General features: G+C 35.6%; 20 protein-coding genes. 19 read left to right on the top strand and 1 reads right to left on the bottom strand.

All coding sequences use genetic code 11. From position 1 onward, the window contains the following. Nucleotides 1-38 precede the first annotated feature (38 nt). A complete protein-coding gene (locus QZN27_RS00555; RefSeq protein ID WP_296782376.1) occupies nt 39-1,250 on the top strand; it encodes a DUF2264 domain-containing protein in 1,212 nt (403 codons plus the stop codon). Here the strand turns inward: QZN27_RS00555 and QZN27_RS00550 are convergent. Continuing rightward, nucleotides 1,247-2,485 (bottom strand): nucleotide sugar dehydrogenase, encoded by a 1,239-nt coding sequence (locus QZN27_RS00550; RefSeq protein WP_296782375.1) that lies wholly within the window; start codon nt 2,483-2,485, stop codon nt 1,247-1,249. The genes QZN27_RS00555 and QZN27_RS00550 overlap by 4 nt on opposite strands. A gap of 74 nt (nt 2,486-2,559) precedes the next feature. Here QZN27_RS00550 and rfbD point away from each other — a divergent pair, with 74 nt between their 5' ends. The 18 genes from rfbD to QZN27_RS00460 form a co-directional block, all read left to right on the top strand. Then, nucleotides 2,560-3,396: a dTDP-4-dehydrorhamnose reductase gene (gene rfbD, locus QZN27_RS00545; protein WP_296782373.1), complete on the top strand. Its 837-nt coding sequence runs from the start codon at nt 2,560-2,562 to the stop codon at nt 3,394-3,396. Continuing rightward, on the top strand, nt 3,393-3,845 hold the full coding sequence (locus QZN27_RS00540) for a ribonuclease domain-containing protein (RefSeq protein WP_296782372.1): 453 nt from the start codon (nt 3,393-3,395) through the stop codon (nt 3,843-3,845). Before rfbD ends, QZN27_RS00540 begins: the two co-directional genes overlap by 4 nt. Nucleotide 3,846: 1 nt before the next feature. Beyond that, a complete protein-coding gene (locus QZN27_RS00535; RefSeq protein ID WP_296782371.1) occupies nt 3,847-4,077 on the top strand; it encodes a barstar family protein in 231 nt (76 codons plus the stop codon). Nucleotides 4,078-4,342: 265 nt separating this feature from the next. Continuing rightward, on the top strand, nt 4,343-5,926 hold the full coding sequence (locus QZN27_RS00530; protein WP_296782370.1) for a C69 family dipeptidase: 1,584 nt from the start codon (nt 4,343-4,345) through the stop codon (nt 5,924-5,926). 195 nt (nt 5,927-6,121) lie between these two features. Further along, nucleotides 6,122-6,988 carry a glucose-1-phosphate thymidylyltransferase RfbA gene (gene rfbA, locus QZN27_RS00525; protein ID WP_296782368.1) on the top strand — a complete coding sequence of 289 codons (867 nt, stop codon included), beginning with the start codon at nt 6,122-6,124 and terminating at the stop codon, nt 6,986-6,988. Between the two features lie 5 nt (nt 6,989-6,993). Beyond that, nucleotides 6,994-7,551 carry a dTDP-4-dehydrorhamnose 3,5-epimerase gene (gene rfbC / locus QZN27_RS00520; protein WP_296782366.1) on the top strand — a complete coding sequence of 186 codons (558 nt, stop codon included), beginning with the start codon at nt 6,994-6,996 and terminating at the stop codon, nt 7,549-7,551. Between the two features lie 8 nt (nt 7,552-7,559). Next, a complete protein-coding gene (rfbB, locus tag QZN27_RS00515) occupies nt 7,560-8,567 on the top strand; it encodes a dTDP-glucose 4,6-dehydratase (protein ID WP_296782364.1) in 1,008 nt (335 codons plus the stop codon). A 217-nt stretch (nt 8,568-8,784) separates the two neighbouring features. Continuing rightward, complete coding sequence (locus tag QZN27_RS00510; RefSeq protein ID WP_296782362.1) at nt 8,785-9,051, top strand: hypothetical protein; 267 nt, start codon at nt 8,785-8,787, stop codon at nt 9,049-9,051. A 1-nt stretch (nt 9,052) separates the two neighbouring features. Continuing rightward, the gene (locus tag QZN27_RS00505; protein WP_296782360.1) at nt 9,053-9,334 is read left to right on the top strand and encodes a hypothetical protein; all 282 of its coding nucleotides are present in this window, start codon (nt 9,053-9,055) and stop codon (nt 9,332-9,334) included. Between the two features lie 39 nt (nt 9,335-9,373). Next, entirely contained in the window at nt 9,374-10,429 is a 1,056-nt protein-coding gene (locus QZN27_RS00500) for a CDP-glycerol glycerophosphotransferase family protein (protein WP_296782358.1), read from the top strand. A 1-nt stretch (nt 10,430) separates the two neighbouring features. Next, nucleotides 10,431-11,390, top strand: coding sequence for a glycosyltransferase family 2 protein (locus QZN27_RS00495; RefSeq protein ID WP_296782356.1), 960 nt, complete (start codon nt 10,431-10,433; stop codon nt 11,388-11,390). 1 nt (nt 11,391) lies between these two features. Continuing rightward, nucleotides 11,392-12,351 carry a glycosyltransferase family 2 protein gene (locus tag QZN27_RS00490; protein WP_296782354.1) on the top strand — a complete coding sequence of 320 codons (960 nt, stop codon included), beginning with the start codon at nt 11,392-11,394 and terminating at the stop codon, nt 12,349-12,351. Nucleotides 12,352-12,363: 12 nt separating this feature from the next. Next, nucleotides 12,364-13,221: a glycosyltransferase family 2 protein gene (locus tag QZN27_RS00485; RefSeq protein ID WP_296782352.1), complete on the top strand. Its 858-nt coding sequence runs from the start codon at nt 12,364-12,366 to the stop codon at nt 13,219-13,221. A gap of 51 nt (nt 13,222-13,272) precedes the next feature. Next, the gene (locus QZN27_RS00480) at nt 13,273-14,676 is read left to right on the top strand and encodes an undecaprenyl-phosphate glucose phosphotransferase (RefSeq protein ID WP_296782350.1); all 1,404 of its coding nucleotides are present in this window, start codon (nt 13,273-13,275) and stop codon (nt 14,674-14,676) included. A 156-nt stretch (nt 14,677-14,832) separates the two neighbouring features. Further along, entirely contained in the window at nt 14,833-17,433 is a 2,601-nt protein-coding gene (locus QZN27_RS00475; protein WP_296782348.1) for an OB-fold nucleic acid binding domain-containing protein, read from the top strand. A gap of 24 nt (nt 17,434-17,457) precedes the next feature. Further along, entirely contained in the window at nt 17,458-18,393 is a 936-nt protein-coding gene (gene radA / locus QZN27_RS00470) for a DNA repair and recombination protein RadA (protein WP_296782346.1), read from the top strand. Nucleotides 18,394-18,450: 57 nt separating this feature from the next. Next, on the top strand, nt 18,451-19,356 hold the full coding sequence (locus QZN27_RS00465) for an AEC family transporter (protein WP_296782344.1): 906 nt from the start codon (nt 18,451-18,453) through the stop codon (nt 19,354-19,356). A 298-nt stretch (nt 19,357-19,654) separates the two neighbouring features. Next, on the top strand, nt 19,655-20,878 hold a 1,224-nt coding region (locus tag QZN27_RS00460; RefSeq protein ID WP_296782342.1), incomplete at its 3' end, for a CoB--CoM heterodisulfide reductase iron-sulfur subunit A family protein.

The following is a 20,878-nucleotide window of genomic DNA, read 5'->3' as shown; positions in this document are numbered from 1 at the left end:
TTTAATATTTATATATAATGTTTGACAGAATATAAATTATGAGCAACTCATTTTTTAAAAGATTCAAAAAAGAAGAAGAACCTCAAATAATCGAGGAAGAAGCTCCTGTTTGGGAAGATAGGATTTTTTGGGTTTCAACATTACAAAAAATAGCATTTCCTGTCCTTAATAATCTGTCAAAGGGGTCACTTAGAAAAACAATGCCTTTTGAATCAAACACTTCTGAAGGACAGAAGTTTTCTTATCTTGAAGCTTTTGCTCGTGTTTTTAATGGTATCGCTCCTTGGTTGGAATTGGGGCCTGATATTTCTGAAGAAGGTAAAGTTCGTGAGAAATATATTCGTTTAACTTTACAGTCCATTAGAAATGCTGTTAGTACAAATAGCAATGATTATATCTTTGTTGTAGAACCTAAACAATCTTTAGTTGATGTTGCTTTATTTGCTCAAGGATTACTCAGAGCTAAAAATCAAATTTGGCTTAATTTACCGATGGATGTTCAAGCCAGAATAATCCGCGAATTCAAAAATACAAGGATTATAGCACCTTTTGAAAATCATTGGTTATTATACACTTCTATGATTGAAGCGGCTCTTTTAGAATTCACAGGGGAATGTGATATGGAGAGATTGACTTATGCTGTATCCAAATTTAGAGATGAATTCTACATTGGAGATGCAATTTACTCTGACGGCACAGATTTTGAGGTGGGTTATTTTAACAGTTTAGTTATACATCCTATGCTCAATGATATCTTGCGCGTAATGAGAAAGTATAGTCTTAGGGATGGGGAATTTTTGGATGTGCAGTTAATGAGATCCTCAAGATTGTCCTCTCAACTTGAAAGAATGATTTCTCCTGAAGGAACATATCCGCTTTTAGGTAAAGCTTTATCTTATCGCTGTGGCATTTTCCACTTGCTTTCACAAGCCGCCTTACTGAAAATTTTACCAAGAAACATTTCACCTGCACAGGTCAGATGTGCACTTACAAAGGTTATTAAAAGGCAATTTGAAGGTAATCAAAACTTTAACTCTGAAGGATGGTTGATTTGTGGATTGAATGCGTCACAAATAGAAATCTGTGAAGATAACATTGATACAGGCAGTCTTTATGCATGCTGTACAGTATTTTTACCTTTAGGTTTAAAAGCCAATGATGTATTTTGGGAATCACCATCTGAAGAATGGAGTAGTCAAAAAGCATGGAATGGCCATCAAATACAACCAGACCAATCAATTAATTTTTAATTCAATTTGTATAAGTTCCCGTAATTATATAATTTAATTTCGTTTGGAACTTCTTTTATTATATTTTTTGTATCAAATATTATCGGATTAGTCATATTTTTAGTTATCAAATCATAATCCAGGTTTTTGAATTCGTCATGGTCACATAGCACTAAAATCAGATCCGCATCTTTTGTCGCCTCATCCAGACTGACGAAATCGGGATTGGTAATGTGAGGGTCATGTATAGCTATTTCATAATTGCTGCTTAATTTGGCAATTATTTCATAAGCCGGACTTTCCCTGTCATCTCCGGTATTGCCCTTATAGGAAACGCCCAATATGGCTATTTTACCCTTTTGAATAATTTTTTTAGTATTTTCAACAACAAAATCAGGCATGGAATTATTGGTGTCACGTGCCAGTTTAATGATTTTTGCCTGCTCAGGTGCCTTTGCATAAATAAAGTAAGGGTCTATTGCAAGGCAATGTCCTCCAACACCCGGACCTGGTGAGTGCAGGTTGACTCTTGGATGTTTGTTTGCCATTTCAATAACATCAAGTGCATTTACACCGATTTCAGTGCAAATTTTAGCAAGTTCATTTGCAAGAGCAATGTTAACATCCCTGAATGTATTTTCCATACATTTTGAAAGTTCTGCGGTTTTTGCTTCTGTTAGCATCAAGTTTCCTTCAACAAACTGCCCGTAAACTTCACAAGCCTTTTTGGCACATTCTGGTGTAACTCCACCAATTATGCGGTCATTGTGTATTAATTCTTCAATGATCCTTCCTGGAAGCACTCTTTCAGGGCAATGCGCAAGGTACAAGTCTTTTCCAATTGTAAATCCTGCCTTTTCAAAGATAGGCTTTATTGTCTCATCTGTTGACATAGGAGCTATTGTGGATTCGATGATTACAGTATTTCCTTTTTCAAGGTAAGGCAGAATTGATTCACATGCAGTTATTACATAGCTCAAATCGCAGCTGTAGTTTTCAACTATGTATGGTGTTGGCACGGTAATTATGAAAGCATCGGCTTTTTGTGGAGTTAGGCTTGCTTTATACACTTTTAGTTCAACAGCTTTTTTGATGATGTCGGATATTCCAGGCTCTTCGATGTGGATAATTCCCTTATTCAGATTTTTTATCATCTCTTCTGATATGTCGACACCTACCACTTCACAGTGGTTACGAGCGAATAATGCGGCTGTTGGTAGTCCAATGTAGCCTTGACCAATAATACATACTTTCATAATTCCAACTCCATTATTAATTAATATTACTTCAAACATATATAAAAACTAATATTAAATTTTTAAGTGATAATATGAAAATTCTAATAACAGGCTCTAACGGAATGTTGGGCCATGATTTAATCAATGTTTTGGAAAATCATGAATTAATTTTGACAAATTCTAAAACATTGGACATTACAGATAAAAATCATACAATCGAATTTGTTTGCGATGCAAAGCCGGACATTGTTATCAATGCTGCTGCATATACCGATGTTGACGGTTGCGAGGAAAACCGTGACCTTGCATATGCCGTCAATGGAGAGGGTGTTAGAAATCTGGCTCTGGCATGCAGGGAAGTTGACTGTCCACTTGTTCATATAAGCACTGATTACGTGTTTGATGGAACTGCAAGAGAACCTATTGCAGAAGATGGGGAAATTGGCCCAATTAGTGTTTATGGTAAGAGCAAACTCGAAGGAGAACTGGCCATACAGGAAATTTTAGATGAATATTTCATTATAAGGACAGCATGGCTATATGGAATCAACGGTAAGAATTTCCCAAAGACAATGCTTGAATTGGCCAAAAGCCATTCAGAAATAACTGTCGTTTATGATGAAGTCGGAACACCGACATACACTCCAGATTTGGCTTTTGGTATTTCCGAGCTAATCGAAACGGATTATTATGGAATATACCATTTGACAAATTCCGGAAGCTGTTCATGGTGTGAGTTTGCAAGATACATTTTTGAAGTTGCACAAAAGGACATTAATGTGGTTCCGGTGACAGCATCTGAGTTTGCAAGGCCCGCTCCAAGGCCAAGTTATTCTGTTTTGAAAAATAAGAATTGGGTTGAAAAAGGATTCAAGCCACTTCGAAGTTATAAAGAAGCAATCAAAGAATATATTGAGTTGATTATATGAATAAAAAGTTATTTTTAATCATAGCATTGTTCATCGCTTTCATAAGCATTTCAGTTGTCAGTGCAGGATTTTTTGATTTCCTGAATTTCGGTAATGATAAGGCAGGCGATGTCAATGTTGTTGAAGACGGACAGTACTGTACAGTTGAAGAGGTTTCAGCATACATTAAGGAGTTTCACAAGCTTCCAAGCAACTATATAACAAAAAAGGAAGCTCAAAGCCTTGGCTGGCATGGGGGACCCCTTAAGAAATATGCTCCGGGAAAGAGTATTGGCGGAGATAGATTCACCAACAGGCAGCATGTGCTTCCTGACAGCGATTCCAAATACATAGAATGCGATATAAATGCAAATGGAACACAGCGCGGTGCCGAAAGGATAGTATACAATACCGGTGACTATAAGGTTTATTATACTGACGACCACTATAATACATTCAAAGAGGTTTAAAATGCAATTAGACGGCAATTTAATAAAAAAAGAGGGGCATGACTATTTGAAGGAAGCTTTGAATTTGCCTGATTACTATGGAAAAAATCTTGATGCATTATATGACTGTCTCACAGAAATTGAATGTGAAATTGAACTGGTCAATGCAGGTGAAGTTGATGGGGATATCATCGATACTTTTCAGGATGCGGCCGATGAAAATCAGTTTTTGACTATTAAAATCATTTATTAATTTCTTTTTTTCTTTTTTATTTTATATCGGCTTAGTTGTGTTTTTAGATTAGGTTTAACGGCAGTTTAAAGTGTTTATGGATAATAATAATAGTTATATATTTATATACTCGATGATAAAGGTTTAAACATATTTTACAAATATAATAGTTTTTATGAATAATAAAATAACTTTATCAAATATTTTTTCATAGAATAAAGAAACACACACGATTTGTTTAAGGAGAATTTTCATGTTCAATTTTAAATATTTCCCCAAAAAATTGATGTTTTTAGTTTTGTGTATACTGCTTGTGTGCAGTATGCAGGCCTGCTCAGCATGTACCGCAGTATATGTAGGTCAGGATGTCAGTGCCGACGGCTCAATAATTGTTGCAAGATCAAATGACCTTCAGGGGGTTTTTGGAAATCATATCACTGTGACTCCAAGGGTGGAGAACGAACCGGGTCGCTTGATGCCTGTAAGTCCGGATGGAAAGGTAAAGACCGAGATTCCGGCAACCACTTATCACTACACTGCGACACCATTTATGAACAGTACAGTAGTACGCAATGAGGGTGTCCATGATGCGGCTACATGCACAAACGAATATGGTGTAGCCATGACCATGTCCGTTACGGCCTTTCCAAACAATGCTTCATTGCAAGCGGACCCGCTAGTGAAAGAGGGTATTTGTGAATTTACTGCAACAGATCTTGTTGTTTGCCAGAGCAAAACAGCTAGAGAAGCTGTAGAAACTCTTTTGGGACTCGTTGACAAGTATGGAAGCAGCGGCTCCGATATTGCAATAATTGCTGATCAGAACGAGGTATGGTATGTTGAGATATATACAGGACATCAGTATGCTGCAGTGAAATTGCCGGCAGATAAGGTGTCAGTCTTTGGCAATGAGTTTTCTTTAGAGTACTTGTCAGACTATGAAGATAATATCACATCTAAGGATTTAATTTCTCTTGCGGAAGAAAAGGGCTTCGCCGTGCATGGTAAGAATAATGAAATTAACTTGTTTGATACATATTCCGGAAAGCAGACTACTGTTGATTACTCTCATATGAGGACATGGATTGGACACCATATTCTGGCGCCTTCAAAATTCAGTTCAATCTACAGTCATAATTCCCTGTATCCGCTCTGTTTTTCACCGGATGAGAAAGTTTCAATAGAAGATGTCTCTCAAATTTATCGCAATAGATATGAGGGAACGAAATATTCGCCTGATGAGACCGGTAGAGTAGATATGAGAGTGATTGGAAGTGATACAACATTAAGTGCTCATATGATACAGGTGTTCCCGAATCTTCCAGCAGAAATGTCATGTGTCAGTTGGATCAGTTGCGGTCCGCCAGTTTATGGAGTGTATGTGCCACTATCCAATGACTGTATAAATGTCAGCGAGCCTTATGTCGCTAATCAGTCTGCAAATGAAAGTGGAGTGTTTGACTCAAATAAATATCCATATTATGTCTTTAAGGATCTTTGCACTCGATGTGTGGGATCGGAAAACTATAAAATCTATGGTGAGCCTGTTCAAGCGTACTGGCATGAAGCGGAAAGCAACATGTTCTCTGGAATGAGTAAGGTAATCGCACAGGCGGAAAAAATCAAGGACAATAACACCAGGGCAAGCTATATCACTTCTTATTGTAATGATATGCAGACCAAAGCATTCAAAGACGGCAAACAAATCCTCAACGATCTTGTCTGGACACAAAACTATAATAGTAATACCTTTAAAATCGAACGCAATCCAGAAACCCATCAAATGACTGGTAAAGAGGTAGTAATTCCGCCAATGGAAGTGAAACTCAATGCATCAGGATATGGAAATGTTCCTGAAGTGCCCAACTGAGTGATTTCACTGAACATTTTCATGCTTTCTGCAAATGCAGTAATTGAACTAATACAAGGAATATTATTTTCCTTGCTTTTTTCTTTTTTTAAGAGTTCATGACAATTTTTTTGAATATAATCTTTTTTGTTAAATTAGTTATTTATAGCATGTATAATAAAATATAAATTAATAGTATAATTTGGAGAGAATCGTATGAAAGGTATAGTGCTTGCAGGTGGTTCCGGAACCCGCCTTTATCCAATTACCAAGGCGGTTTCCAAGCAGTTGTTACCACTTTATGATAAACCAATGATTTATTATCCCATTTCTGTCTTAATGCTTTCAGGAATTAAGGAAATATTGATTATATCCACTCCTAGAGACTTGCCAATGTATAAGGATTTGCTCGGTGACGGATCCAGTCTGGGAATTAAATTTGAATATGAAGTTCAGGAAAATCCCAACGGGCTTGCGGAAGCATTCATCATAGGTGAAGAGTTTATTGGGGACGATAATGTTGCACTCATTTTAGGTGACAACATATTTCATGGTCACAGGTTCACTGAAATACTTGAAAGGGCAACCAACATTGAGGAAGGAGCAGTAATATTCGGTTATTACACTAACAATCCTGAAGCATTCGGTGTAGTGGAATTTGATGATGAATGGAACGTACTGTCAATTGAAGAAAAGCCGGAAAAACCAAAATCAAATTATATCGTGCCGGGCCTATATTTCTATGACAATGATGTAATTGAAATAGCCAAAAAAGTAAAGCCTTCAGACAGGGGAGAGGTTGAAATCACTTCTGTCAACGAGGAATATTTGAAGCGCGGAAAGCTGAAAGTAGAGCTTTTAGGTAGAGGAATGGCTTGGCTTGATACAGGAACCCACGAAGGACTTCTTGAAGCTGCAAACTTCATCGAAACAGTTCAAAAAAGACAAAGTTTATACATTGCTTGCCTTGAAGAGATTGCCTATCTTAAAGGATATATTGGTAAAGAACAATTATTAAAGACCGCTGAAGAGCTTAAAAAAACAGATTATGGAGAATATTTATTTAATTTAGCTAAAAGATGATTATTATGGGGAAATTTAAATTCACAGAAACCGGGATTGAGGACATGTTTGTGGTGGAGCCTACTGTCTTTGAAGACAACAGAGGATACTTCATGGAAACCTTCCAGGAAAATGACTTTAAGGAGGCAGGTCATGACTTGACTTTCGTTCAGGACAATCAGTCAAAATCCTCAAAAGGTGTTCTTAGAGGCCTTCATTTACAGTTGAACTATCCGCAGGGGAAATTGGTCCGTGTCATTAAAGGTGAAGTCTTTGATGTTGGAGTGGATTTAAGGGGAGATTCACCGACTTACGGAAAATGGTATGGTGAAATACTGTCCGAAGAGAATAAAAAGCAGATATACATTCCTCCCAAATTTGCCCATGGGTTTTTGGTATTGTCAGATGAAGCGGAATTCGTTTACAAATGCACAGAATTCTATCACGGCGAAGATGAAAGCGGAATAAAATGGGATGATGAGGACATTGGCATTGACTGGCCACTGGATGGAATCGATGAGATAATATTATCAGATAAGGATAAAGAATTGAAAAGCTTTAAAGAGGCTAAAATTAAATATTAGTGATTATTATGGTAAATATTCTAGTTACAGGTGGAGCAGGTTTTATTGGAAGTAATTTTGTAAGATATATGGTTAACAAATACTCAGATTACCATATCATAAATTTGGATGCATTAACCTATTGCGGAAACCTTGAAAACCTGAAAGATATTGAAGACAAGGACAATTACACCTTTGTTAAAGGTGATATCAGAGACAAGGACGTTGTGGATGATTTAGTTAAAAAATGTGATTATGTTATCAATTTTGCAGCTGAAAGTCACGTTGACAGAAGCATTACGGACCCAGAGATATTTATTAAGTCAAATGTATTGGGCACACAGGTTCTTTTGAATGCTGCAAAGGAATACGGCGTTGATAAGTACATCCAAATTTCAACCGATGAAGTTTACGGTACCTTAGGCAAAACAGGGTACTTTACAGAAACCACTCCTCTACAGCCTAATAGTCCTTATTCAGCCTCAAAAGCCGGCGGAGATTTGATTACAAGAGCATACTTTGAAACCTTTGATTTGCCTATAAATATAACCAGATGTTCAAACAATTATGGGCCTTATCAATTCCCGGAAAAGTTAATCCCTTTGATGATTTCAAACACTCTTGAGGATAAGAAATTGCCTGTTTACGGTGACGGGAAAAACATCAGGGACTGGCTTCATGTGCATGACCACTGTACAGCCATCGATCTGGTTCTGCATGAAGGAAAGCTTGGTGAAGTATACAATATTGGCGGAAACAACGAAAAGGAAAACATCTACATCGTTAAGCTGATACTTGAAACCTTAGGCAAGGACGAGTCATTGATTGAATTCGTCACTGACCGTTTAGGGCATGACAGACGTTATGCAATAGATTCAAGTAAAATCCAAAATGAATTGGGCTGGAGTCCCGATTATACTTTTGAAGTAGGTATTAAAGAGACAATCCAATGGTATCTTGACAATCAGGATTGGACAAATCAGGTTAAAAGCGGCCAATATCAGGAGTATTATGAAAAAATGTATGCCAACAGATAGTGATTTTACACTTGAAACATACCTCTTTTTTTTATAATATTCATTTTTTTATTATTTTTCTTAATTTTATTTAAATAATTTAATATTTTTAATTGATATTATCAATTATTTTTCAGAATGTAATCTAAAAATTTCATTGAAATATGGATAATTTTATATATTAATTTTAATATAATAATCATGTTAGATTATTTTATTTGGGGAAATGGTGATTTTAATGTTGGAGCAATATTTGCCTTTTGTAGCATTAATTATTTTTGGGAATATTGAAAATTTAGTGCTATCTTCACAAGGCGTTGTAGCAGGTGTGAATCCAATTAAATTAGCAATTGCAAGCTTTATTTGTGTAGGGTCATGGTTAGCAATTGGAACTTTTGGAACACAGATGCTTATAGATTATGTTAGTTTTATCGAATTCATTGGTGGATTAGCTATTTTCATTTTAGGAGCCCAAGCGATGATTACTTCAATTAGGGGTGAATAGAATGGATCCTGAAATAATGCACTTCTTACCTTTAATAGTCTTTGGAAACATTGAAAACTTGATTTTAGCCGCTCAGGGTGTTGCTGCACACGTTGATCCTTTGGGTTTGGCTATTTTGAGTTTTATTGCCGTCCTTATGTGGTTTTTAGTTGGAACATTCGGTACAAAAGTAGCAATGAAATATGCTAGGGTTATCAATTTCATCGGTGGTTTAGCTATTTTCATTTTAGGTGTACAGGCAATGGCAGGGGCAATTCCAGGAATGCTTTCATTTTTACATTAGATTTTCATGTCTTATCTAAAGCATAAACTGTATGGTTTGATGTTTAGTTTATTCAAACATGCAGATGTTGAAAAAAACAGAATTTCTTTTATAATTGATTCTCGAGAATCATTTAAAGGCAATTTGGATTATATTAAAAAGGAATTTGAAAAAAGGGGAAATTTTGACTTCCATTTCTTTTACAAGGACAAATTGTCTTTCAGCAGTTTCAAAAAGCTGGCAAGCTCCAAATACATATTTTTAAACGATAACTTTTTCCCGCTGGCTTTCATGAAATTCGGAGATGGGAATACAATTGTACAATTATGGCACGCTCCGGGAGCTTCAAAGAAGTTCGGAGGCTCTGTTGATATTGAAAGCAGAGAAATATTAAGTAAAATTTCTGAAAATACGGATTATCTGATAGTTACCTCTGAAAACATCATAGGATATTATAGTGAAGCTTTTCAAATGCCCGAGTCCAAAATCAAGGCATTGGGACTTCCAAGAATGGATTATTACTTTGAAAACCGTGATTTGGATAAACTGAAAAAGGATTTCTGTCAAAAATATGGAATATCACAGGATAAGAAAATAATTCTCTATGCTCCAACCTTTAGAGATGAGGAAAAATATAATAATGTTTTCAGCTATCTTGATTTGGAAGAATTTAACGCAAGATTGGGAAATGAGTATGTTCTGGCCTTAAGACTCCATCCAAAGATAAAGAACTTCTATAAGGAGGACATATCTTCAAAAGGAAAATATATTGACGTAAGCGGATATGAATCGGAACAGGAGTTGATGCTGATCAGTGATGTTTTGATAACCGATTATTCATCAATCATGATTGAATATTCTATTTTAAACAAGCCTACTGTCTTTTTCACTTATGATTTGGATGAATATTTGAAAAATGAACGTGGATTTTACTATGATTTCAAAACAACCGTTCCAGGTCCTATCGTTCACACGTCTGATGAGCTGATTGATGTGATTGAAAATAATAAATTTGATAAAAGCAAAATATCAGAATTTGTAAAGACCCAATTTGATGAAATAGACGGTCATTCATCTGAGCGCATTGTAAATTTTCTTTTAAATAATGAGGGATAAAATGGATAATATTGATGTTAGTGTTATCGTTCCAGTTTATAATAGCGAAGAATATATAGGTACAACACTCGATTCTATAATCAATCAGGATTTTAGAAGTTTTGAATTGATTGTCATCGATGACGGGTCAACCGATGGCAGCCTGGAGATAATCAATCAGAAATTGTCCAAGTCAACAATTTCCTATAAGGTCATACATCAGGAAAATTCAGGGGTAAGCAGTGCAAGAAATTGTGGAATTGATGAGGCAAACGGAAAGTATTTAGTATTTATTGATGCTGATGATTATGTAACCGGAAATCACCTGTCTGAATTATATAACGGTCAGACAGACTTCAGTTTAATACAATTCATTAAAAAGGATGGAGATAAGTTATCCAAACCCCATCATTTTGCCTCCGAACTAATGTATTGCGATGACTTTATCAAAAAGGAACTGAATATGGAAATGCCATTCAACTTTTGGCAAGTGATGTACAAAGCAAGCATAGTCAATGATAATAACATAAGGTTCAATCCTGACCTGGTTTATGGTGAAGACATAGATTTTGCGCTTAGGGCATTAATTTATGGAGCGGAAATCGCCATCAGCAATGAGGCTACCTACTATTACATCCAGCACTCCGAATCAGCCATCAACACAACCGAGTTCAGGCGTTTTGATGTTATAGATATCTTTGAGAATCTGGCTGAATTTTATAAAAGCCAGGGAAGGGATGATTTGGCCAACTTGATTATTACCTCAAGAATTCCAAAGGCAATATTCGGAAACATGAACTACTTCTTCTACAACGGCTATGATTTTGATGAGGTGCTCGGCAAAATGAAGGAGCTTGACTTGCTCACCAAATTATCCAAATATGAAGGGGACGGCAAGTTCAAATCCAAAATTAAATTATTCTTATTAAGTCCAAAATTATATTATAAAACATGGAAAAGATTAAAAAATTCGATTGATTAGCATGAAGGTTTCTGTAGTAACACCAAATTATAACGGGGAAAAATTTTTAAAGACTTTCTTTGAATCCTTAAATGATGATTCAGAGCTTATCGGAGAGGTCATCATAGTCGATAATGCATCAACTGACGGAAGCAAGGAATATATTGAAAACAGCACTTTCAATTTCCCGGTAATACTTATTGAAAACACTGAAAATGTCGGATTTTCACCGGCTGTAAATCAGGGAATCGAGAAAGCTCAGCATGAATTTATTTTTTCTTTAAACAATGACACTGAAGTCAAGAAAGGATCCATTAAGGCATTGGTAGATTTGATGTCTTCTGATGACAATATTTTTTCTCTTCAGGCCAAGATGCTTCAATACAACAACAAAGAATTGATTGATGATGTTGGAGATGAATATAACCTGCTTGCCTGGACTAAAAAGACAGGAGAGAACCACAGCTCAGATGAATACACAGAGGTTTGTGAAATATTTTCAGCATGTGCCGGTGCGGCAATGTACAGGAAATCCCTGCTTTTGGAGCTTGGAATGTTTGACGATAACTTTTTTGCATATATGGAAGATGTGGATTTGGCAATCAGGTCAAGAATCAACGGTTACAAGAATTTATTGTGTCCCGATGCCATCGTATACCACATAGGGTCTGCAACTTCAGGAAGCAGATACAATGAATTCAAGGTTCGCTTGGCTGCCAGAAATAACGTTTGGGTTGTCTATAAGAACCTGCCGATACCTTTGAAAATCGTAAATTTCATATTCTTGTTTTTCGGATTTTTAATTAAGTATGTGTTCTTTAAAAAAAAGGGATTCGGTTCAACTTACATGTCAGGCATAAGGGAAGGCCTGTCAAGTAGAAGCAAAATTGATAAAGTCAAATTCAAATCAGAAAATACAAAAAATTATTTTAAAATCGAATACAGATTAATAATCAATACCTTAAAATTTTTAAAAAAATAACTAGTGATTCCTATGGATCTTTCGGTTGTAATCGTAAACTATCAAACTTTTGAGCTAACAAAAAATACCATAAATTCCATTTTGGAATATGACTATCCATTCTCATATGAGATATTTGTAGTTGATAATGCATCCAGCGACGATAGCTTAGCTCGCCTAAAAGATTATTTTAAGGATAATGTAAAATTCATAGCTTCAAAAGAAAACAACGGTTTTGCAGCCGGAAACAACCAGGCATTAAGACAGGCCAGCGGCAAATATCAGCTGCTTTTAAACTCAGACACTATTGTGTGGGAGAATACCCTGGAAAACATTTATGATTATATGGAAAAACATGAAGATGTCGGTGCATGTGGATGCAGGGTTCTTTTGGAGAATGGTGAACTTGACAAAGCCTGCAAAAGATCTTTTCCAAACGTTAAAAACTCATTCATAAGATTATTCCACATTCCCACAAACAGTAAGGATGACGACTACAACTTGACTGACCTGCCCGATGATGAGATTTATGAAATAGACTGCCTTACAGGAGCGTTCATGTTCATCAGAAAGGATGCCCTTGACCGGATAGGTTTGCTTGATGAGACTTTTTTCATGTACGGCGAGGATATCGACCTGTGCTATCGAATCAAGCAGGGCGGCTGGAAGATAATTTACTATGGAGAATCAAAAATCACCCATCTTAAGGGCGCAAGCAGCAAAAAACAGAAATCCAAGTTAATCTATGAATTTTACCGTGCAATGTACATCTATTATAAAAAACACCATGCCGGTGAATCATCATTCATTGTGAATTGGGTTGTTTATTTGGGAATAGCACTTTTATGCCTTTTAAAATTATTCTTAAATATATTTAAAAAGAAAGATTAATTATATATTAAAACCATAATATATAATCAAACTAGTTTTTAGGTAGTTAACATGATAAAGGAAAATCAAAAGGCATTGAATATTTTATTGGTTCTAATAGATATTTTAGTTATATCTGTTTCCCTTTTATGCTCTATTTGGTTAAGGTTTAAAACCACTTTATTCGGTCCAATTGGAGGTCATTTGGGCTTTTTCAGCTATCTTTTATTTTTAATATTGGCTGTTATTCCAGTTTATCTGATTTTATATTTCGCATTTGGTTTGTATAAGCCTCGCAGAACATATAAAAACATATTTTCAGAAGCTACTCAGATAATCAAGGTAAACATTCTGGCATTCTTTGCGTTAGTTTCAATTTTATTTATCATAAACCAGCCGGATTTTTCAAGAATCATGCTATTTTTGATGGCGATAATTGGAACATTCTTCGGAATAATCGAAAGGTTCATTATCAGAAGCATTTTAAAGAATTTGAGAGTCAACAACAAGAATTTAAAACATATTCTAATTGTTGGAGACAATGAGTTGGCATTCACATTTGCCCGTAAAATTCGTGAAAATCCATATTTGGGTTTTGTTGTCAGCGGATTATTGGGAAGAGACGAGCATGTCGGAATGGAAGTAGAAGGCAGTAGAATTATCGGTTCATTCAAGCAGATGGACCAGGTCCTTGAAAGAAATAGATATGACAGGGTTGTTTTGGCCATTCCTTTGAAATACTATTATAAAATTAATGAACTAGTGGAAAGCTGTGAGAAAGTCGGAATTAAAGCGGAAATAATTCCGGATTATATCAGGTATTTCCCGGCACAGCCGTCAGTAGACATGATAGAGGACATTCCGATTATCAATATCCGTTATGTTCCCCTTGATGATGACTTTAATAAGTTTTTGAAATATACTTCAGATTATATTATATCCATAATAGCAATTATTATAACATCACCTATAATGATTATTACGGCCATTGCTATTAAATTGACATCTCCGGGCCCAATCATCTTTAAACAGGAAAGAATGGGTCATAACGGTAAAATCTTTGAGATGTATAAGTTCCGCAGTATGAGGGTTCAAGATCCAAGTGAAGAGAAGTCCGAATGGACCACACCTGACGATCCAAGAAAAACCAAGGTCGGGGATATAATTAGAAAGACCAGTATTGATGAATTGCCGCAATTTTTCAATGTTCTAAAAGGGGACATGAGCGTTGTTGGACCCAGACCTGAAAGACCTTATTTTGTAGATCAGTTTAAGGAATCAATTCCAAAATATATGGTAAAACACCAGGTAAGGCCTGGACTGACAGGATGGGCTCAAATTCATGGTTGCCGTGGCGATACTTCAATCAATAAACGTATAGAATATGATATTGAATACGTAGAAAATTGGCATATGGGTTTGGACTTGGCTATAATGATTAAGACAGCTTTAAAGAAAAATCCTAATGCATATTAGCACTTTTGCGTATTTGCATGGGTGTGCACTTGAGTGATATTTATATCAAATTTTTAATTAATAAGTTATTGAGATTAGTTTTCAAATGCTCTCTCTCTAACTTTATATACACTATCAATATAAAATTATAATTAACTTTTCTATGAGGGGTTTGGTATGCAAGAAAATATTTTACAAGAATACGAAAAAGTTAAAGATAAACTTTCCGAAGAAGAGTTCTTAGAAGAAATGGAAAGAATGAAATCAAGTAATGAAGATGTAGACTTTATTGATGATTTTAGTGCTGCACAGCTTGTGGTTCAAAATCATTTAGGTGTTGATACAACTATTTTTGAAAATAAAGAAGAAGCATCATCTGATATGAGTGATGAACTTAAGCAAAGATTTGACAAAGTAAAAGATCAGATTTCTGAAGAGGAGTTCTTTGAAAGGATTGAAAAATTCAGACAACAGGAAATTGAAAATCCGTTCATGACCGATACAAGTTTGGCGGACATGGTTGTTGGTGAATTGATTACAGAAGAACCTGAAATGGTTTCTGAAAAACCTGAATTCGCTGTCGATACTATAGACAAACTTGAAGCCAATAGTCGTGATGTTACCGTTTCAGGTAGGGTAATATCAATTTCAAATCCAAGATCATTTAAAACACGCAAAGGGCAAAACGGCCAAGTTCAAAATGTTGAGTTAAAAGACAATACCGGTGAAATAAGAGCAGTTTTCTGGACTCAAAATATAAGATTGCTTAAAGAGGTCAAGGAAGGGGACATCATTCAAATCAAAAATGTGGATATTAAGGAAGGATACTCCGGTCTTGAAGCAAACTTAAGGCCAAGGTCAGTTCTAGTTCATTTGGATGAAGACCCATCAAAATATCCTGCTTATGAAGAAGAAATCACCAAAATTGCTGATATTGAACCTGAAACTAAAGTTAATATTATTGCAAGAATCATCAGAATTCCAACTATTAGAAGTTATGAAAAGAATGGAAAAGAAGGAAAAGTTGCATCTCTTGAATTACAGGATGATTCAGGACAAATCTCTTATACTCTGTGGAATAAAAATGTTGAATTGATTGATGATTTAAAATTGGAAGACGGCGACACTGTCAAAATACTTCAGGCACAAGCACGCGAAAGACCAAACCGTGACGGTGAAAATGAAATCTCATTAACACATTGGGATGGAAGAATCATTAAAGGGGATTATGATGTTCCTGAAATTCAACAGGAATTCTTGCCAATCGGTGATTTAAGCGAACAGAGAGATGTTTCAATTATTGGTGTTGTTTCCAGACTCCAGGATATCAGAGTCTTTACAAGAAAAACTGATAATACCGAAGGCAAATTAAGAAACTTTGATGTCAGAGATTCAACCGGTGAGATAAGAGTAACAGTTTGGGGCGATGACACCAATATTGCGATTAATAAAGGAGATTTCATTAAGGTCATCGGCGGTGATGTCCGTTATGACCAGTACACCCAAAGCCAATACTCAATGAATACCAATTTCAACACTCAAATCACTGTAAATCCTGAAAACTTGTCAATAGAAAAATTAGATGAATTGGATGGAATCAGAAATGAGTTACACCCTGTTTCAATTGGACAAATCCAATTTGACTATGATGAAGATGGTGTTGAGATAGACATTATTGGAAGAATATTATCACTGGAAGATCCAAGAGAATTCCAAAGAGACGATTCCACTGTAGGAATTGTTCGCTCAGCACTCTTTGCAGATGAATCAGGTAAAGTAAGATTATCCTTCTGGAATGAAAAGGCTGAAGGAGATTATGCAGTTGGTGAAGCATACAGAATTGAAAATGCCAGAACCAGACTCGGAATGTACAGTGTTGATTTAAACATTGGAGGAGGTTCCAGAATTATTAGATTATCCGAAGAACAAGCATCCGCAATGTTTATTCCAGAACTTGCTACATTGGAAAAGGCGATTTATGACTATAAGAAAATTGAAGACTTGGATGAAGATGAGGAAGATACTGTCATCATCGGAAGAGTAATTGAATTGAATGAAATACGTAATTTTGATAGGGACAACGGTGATACAGGATCTGTTAGGAATATAGAAATTGCTGATGACACAGGTTCAATTAGAGTTGTATTATGGGACAAGGATGCTAATATGGATTTGGAAATGGGTCAACCTCTCAAATTACAGAATCCTCGCTTGTCTCTGGATATGGATAATCGTCTTCAAGCTACTGTATCTGGTGGAACAACTGTTTTAGAACCTAGTGAAAAAGAATTGGAAGACTTACCATCTCAAGATGAGTTAATGGAATCAATATTTGTTGCAAAATCAATTGAATCATTAACAGAAGATGATACTAATGTTCACATTACCGCTACAATTAAAGAGGTATTCCCTGATAAGATTTTACTTAAAAGATGCCCAAATTGTCGTGAAAGTGTAGAAGAGTCTGAAGATGAATACATTTGTGATAATTGTGGACATACCTTTGATGAACCTAAATACACTCTTATGATTCCAACAAGAGTGGAAGATGATACTGGTGAGATTTCAGTTACTTTCTTTGGCAATTTAGCTGAAGAACTTATTGATATGAGCCAAGAGGAAGTTGTTTCAATTATAGAAGATGAAGCTTTAGGAGTTGAAGATAAAATTCAAGATTTAGTTAACATGACAATTGAAATTATTGCTAATGTTAGTTTTAATGAATATTCTGAAGAATATAGGTTAAACCCTAAAAAACTTTTGAAAAAATATTACTAAAAATAAATTTAAGGAATGATAATTATGGTCGAATTAAGTGATTTACCAGGTGTTGGAGAAAAAACAGCAGAAAAATTAAAAGACGCAGGTTTCGCTGATATGATGAGATTAGCTACAGCTACTCCTAAAGAATTATCAGTAAAAGCTGAAATTGGTGAAGGTGTTGCAGAAAAAGTTATTGAAGCTGCTCGTAGAGCTGAAAACATTACTTTTGAAACAGCATTGGAAGTAGATGAAAGAAGAAAAGATGTTGGTCACATTACTGTTGGAAGCCAAGAATTCAATGATTTAATAGGTGGTGGAATTGAAACCCAATCTATTACTGAAGTATTCGGTGAATTCGGATCTGGTAAAAGTCAAATTTCTCATGAATTAGCAGTTACCGTTCAATTGCCAGAAGAACTTGGAGGTCTAGATGGCGAATGCGTATTTGTTGACACTGAAAACACTTTCCGTCCAGAAAGGGTAAGGCAAATTGCCGAAGGATTCGAATTAGACACTGAACAAGTGTTAAGCAGAATTCATGTTGCACGTGCATTCAACTCAGCTCACCAAATTTTAATGGTTGATAAGATTAATGAACTTATTCAAAGCGGCGCTAATGTAAGATTGGTCATTGTTGATTCATTAATGGCTCACTTCAGAGCTGAATATGTTGGAAGGGAATCTTTGGCTGTAAGGCAACAAAAGTTAAACCAACATTTACATTCACTTCAACAAATTGCTAACACTTACAATGTTGCAGTATTCTTAACCAACCAAGTTCAGGCTAAACCTGATTCCTTCTTCGGAAGTCCTACCAAAGCTATTGGTGGACACGTTTTAGGTCACGCTTCTACCTACAGAATCTGGCTCAAAAAAGGTTTGGCTGGAAAAAGAATCGCACGTTTAGTGGATTCCCCTCATTTGCCTGAAGGCGAATGTGTATTTAAAATTACTAGCGAAGGTATCGTTAGCTAATTTTATTTTTCTTTTTTTTCTTAACTTTTATATACTTTTTTTATCTAATATTTACTCATGAACGATATTGAGATTACTATTTTATCAATCATTATAATGATTGGACTTGGATATTTCCTTAAAAGAATTGATTTTTTAAGTGAAAAGGACATTGATCCATTCAATAAGATAGTAATGTATATTTTGCTTCCCTGCATGATTTTTCATGCTTTGTATTCCGCTGATTTATCATTGATTTCAAAATTGGGCATCCTACCATTCATAATCCTGATTTCCTCATTTGCAACAGGATTGGTTTCATATTTCATATTAAGACAATTGAAGTTGGATGACATTACGTTATGGAGCGTTTTGGTCACTGTAATGATTGCTAATACTGCATTTATGGGTTATCCTGTTACCTTAGGTATTTTTGGTCAGGAAGGCTTTTTAAGGGCAATATTCTGTGACATCGCCACATTATGTATCTTTTTGATATTGTCATTTGTTTTAATAATGAAATTCGGAGGGACAGTCAAAACCGCCGTTAAAAAGATTACATTTTTCCCGCCTCTTTGGGCAGTGATTTTGGGTTTGGGATTCAATTTTTTAAATATTCCGATAGGTCCCGTTATTGACAATACAGTCAATTATTTGGGACAGGGTGCAATTCCTTTAATCATGATTGCATTGGGATTGTCAATTGACTTTTCAGCCATCAGAAGAAGCAAATCCATGATAGTATTCACATCAATCATGAAATTGGCATTTTTCCCATTTGTCGCTTTTGTTGCAGCATCCCAGCTGGGATTAATCGATCTTCAGTTTAAGATTTCCATAGTTGAGGCCGCCATGCCTTCCGGAATGATGTCTTTGCTTCTGGCAATCACATACAAACTTGACTATGAGTTGACCTCAGACTGCATATTAATCAACACTGTAATCTCTTTGATTACACTCCCTGCAATTATCATGTTATTGTAATAAAAAATTGAAAATTTATCTTAACCTAAATTTTTTATTTCATCAAAAAATAAAGATTAAGCTTTATTTAGATTAATATAGTATAAAAAACGTTAATTTTAATTTTAAAGCTATTTTTAAAGAGATTTCAGTTTCTCATATATAAACTTTACTCCAAGAGTTTTATGAATAGCTTTATATATGTGTATTTACTACATTTATATATCTAATACTATGTAAAAATTTTTACAACTGTTTTTAAATTGCAATTTTTTATATATATTAGATATTTTTCACGACTTGTACAAGGTGAATTAATATGGCAGAAGAAAAAATAGATAATAACGAAGAATTAAGGATAGGTGTTTACGTCTGTCACTGTGGTGTAAACATTGGTGGAGTAGTCGACTGTCCTGAAGTAGCAGAATATGCAAAGACACTTCCTAACGTTGTCTACGCAACTGACTACAAATACATGTGTTCCGACCCTGGACAAGCTATGATCCAAGAGGACATTAAAGAGAAAAACTTAAACAGAATTGTTGTAGCAGCATGTTCCCCTCGTCTTCACGAACCTACTTTCCGTAGATGTGTAGAAGAAGCAGGATTAAACAAGTTCTTATTTGAATTTGCTAACTTAAGGGAACAAGACTCCTGGGTACACATGGACTTACCAGAAGAAGCTACTGCAAAAGCTAAAGACTTAACACGTATGGCTGTTGCTAAAGCAAGATTACTCGAACCATTAGAAGCTACTAAAGTAGATGTAAACAACACCGCTTTAGTTATTGGTGGTGGAGTAGCTGGTATTCAAACCGCATTAGACTTAGGTGACATGGGCTTCAAAACCTACATGGTAGAAAGAAACCCAACCATCGGTGGACGTATGGGACAATTAGATAAAACATTCCCTACACTCGACTGTTCAATGTGTATTTTAGCACCTAAGATGGTAGACGCTTTCAAACACGAAAACATCGAATTAATTTCTTACGCAGAAGTAACTGAAGTTGACGGATACATCGGAAACTTCAGTGTAAAAGTTGAGAAAAAACCAAGATATGTAGATGAATCATTATGTACTGGATGTGGATCCTGTCAAGAAGCATGTCCTATCGAAATACCTAACTACTACGACGAAGGTGTAGGTATGGTAAAAGCAGCATTCATCCCATTCCCTCAAGCTGTACCATTATGTGCAACCATCGATAAAGATTACTGTATCGAATGTAACTTATGTGTACAAGCATGTGGACCAGAAGCTATCGACCACAACCAACAACCTGAAACAATCGAATTAGAAGTTGGTACTATCGTTGCTGCAATTGGTTACGACCCATTCGACCCATCCGGAATTTACCAATACGGATACGGCCGTTTCTCAAACGTAATTACTGCTATGGAAATTGAAAGGATGATTAACGCATCCGGACCTACCGGAGGTCACGTAATCAAACCTTCCGACGGTATCGAACCTAAACGTGTTGCATTCATCCACTGTGTCGGTTCCAGAGATGAACAAATCGGTAAACCATACTGTTCC

The organism is uncultured Methanobrevibacter sp., assembly GCF_900316895.1.
GTDB lineage: Archaea > Methanobacteriota > Methanobacteria > Methanobacteriales > Methanobacteriaceae > Methanocatella.
Note: the sequence above shows the minus strand (reverse complement) of the source record. Positions and strands in the feature narration are given on the sequence as shown.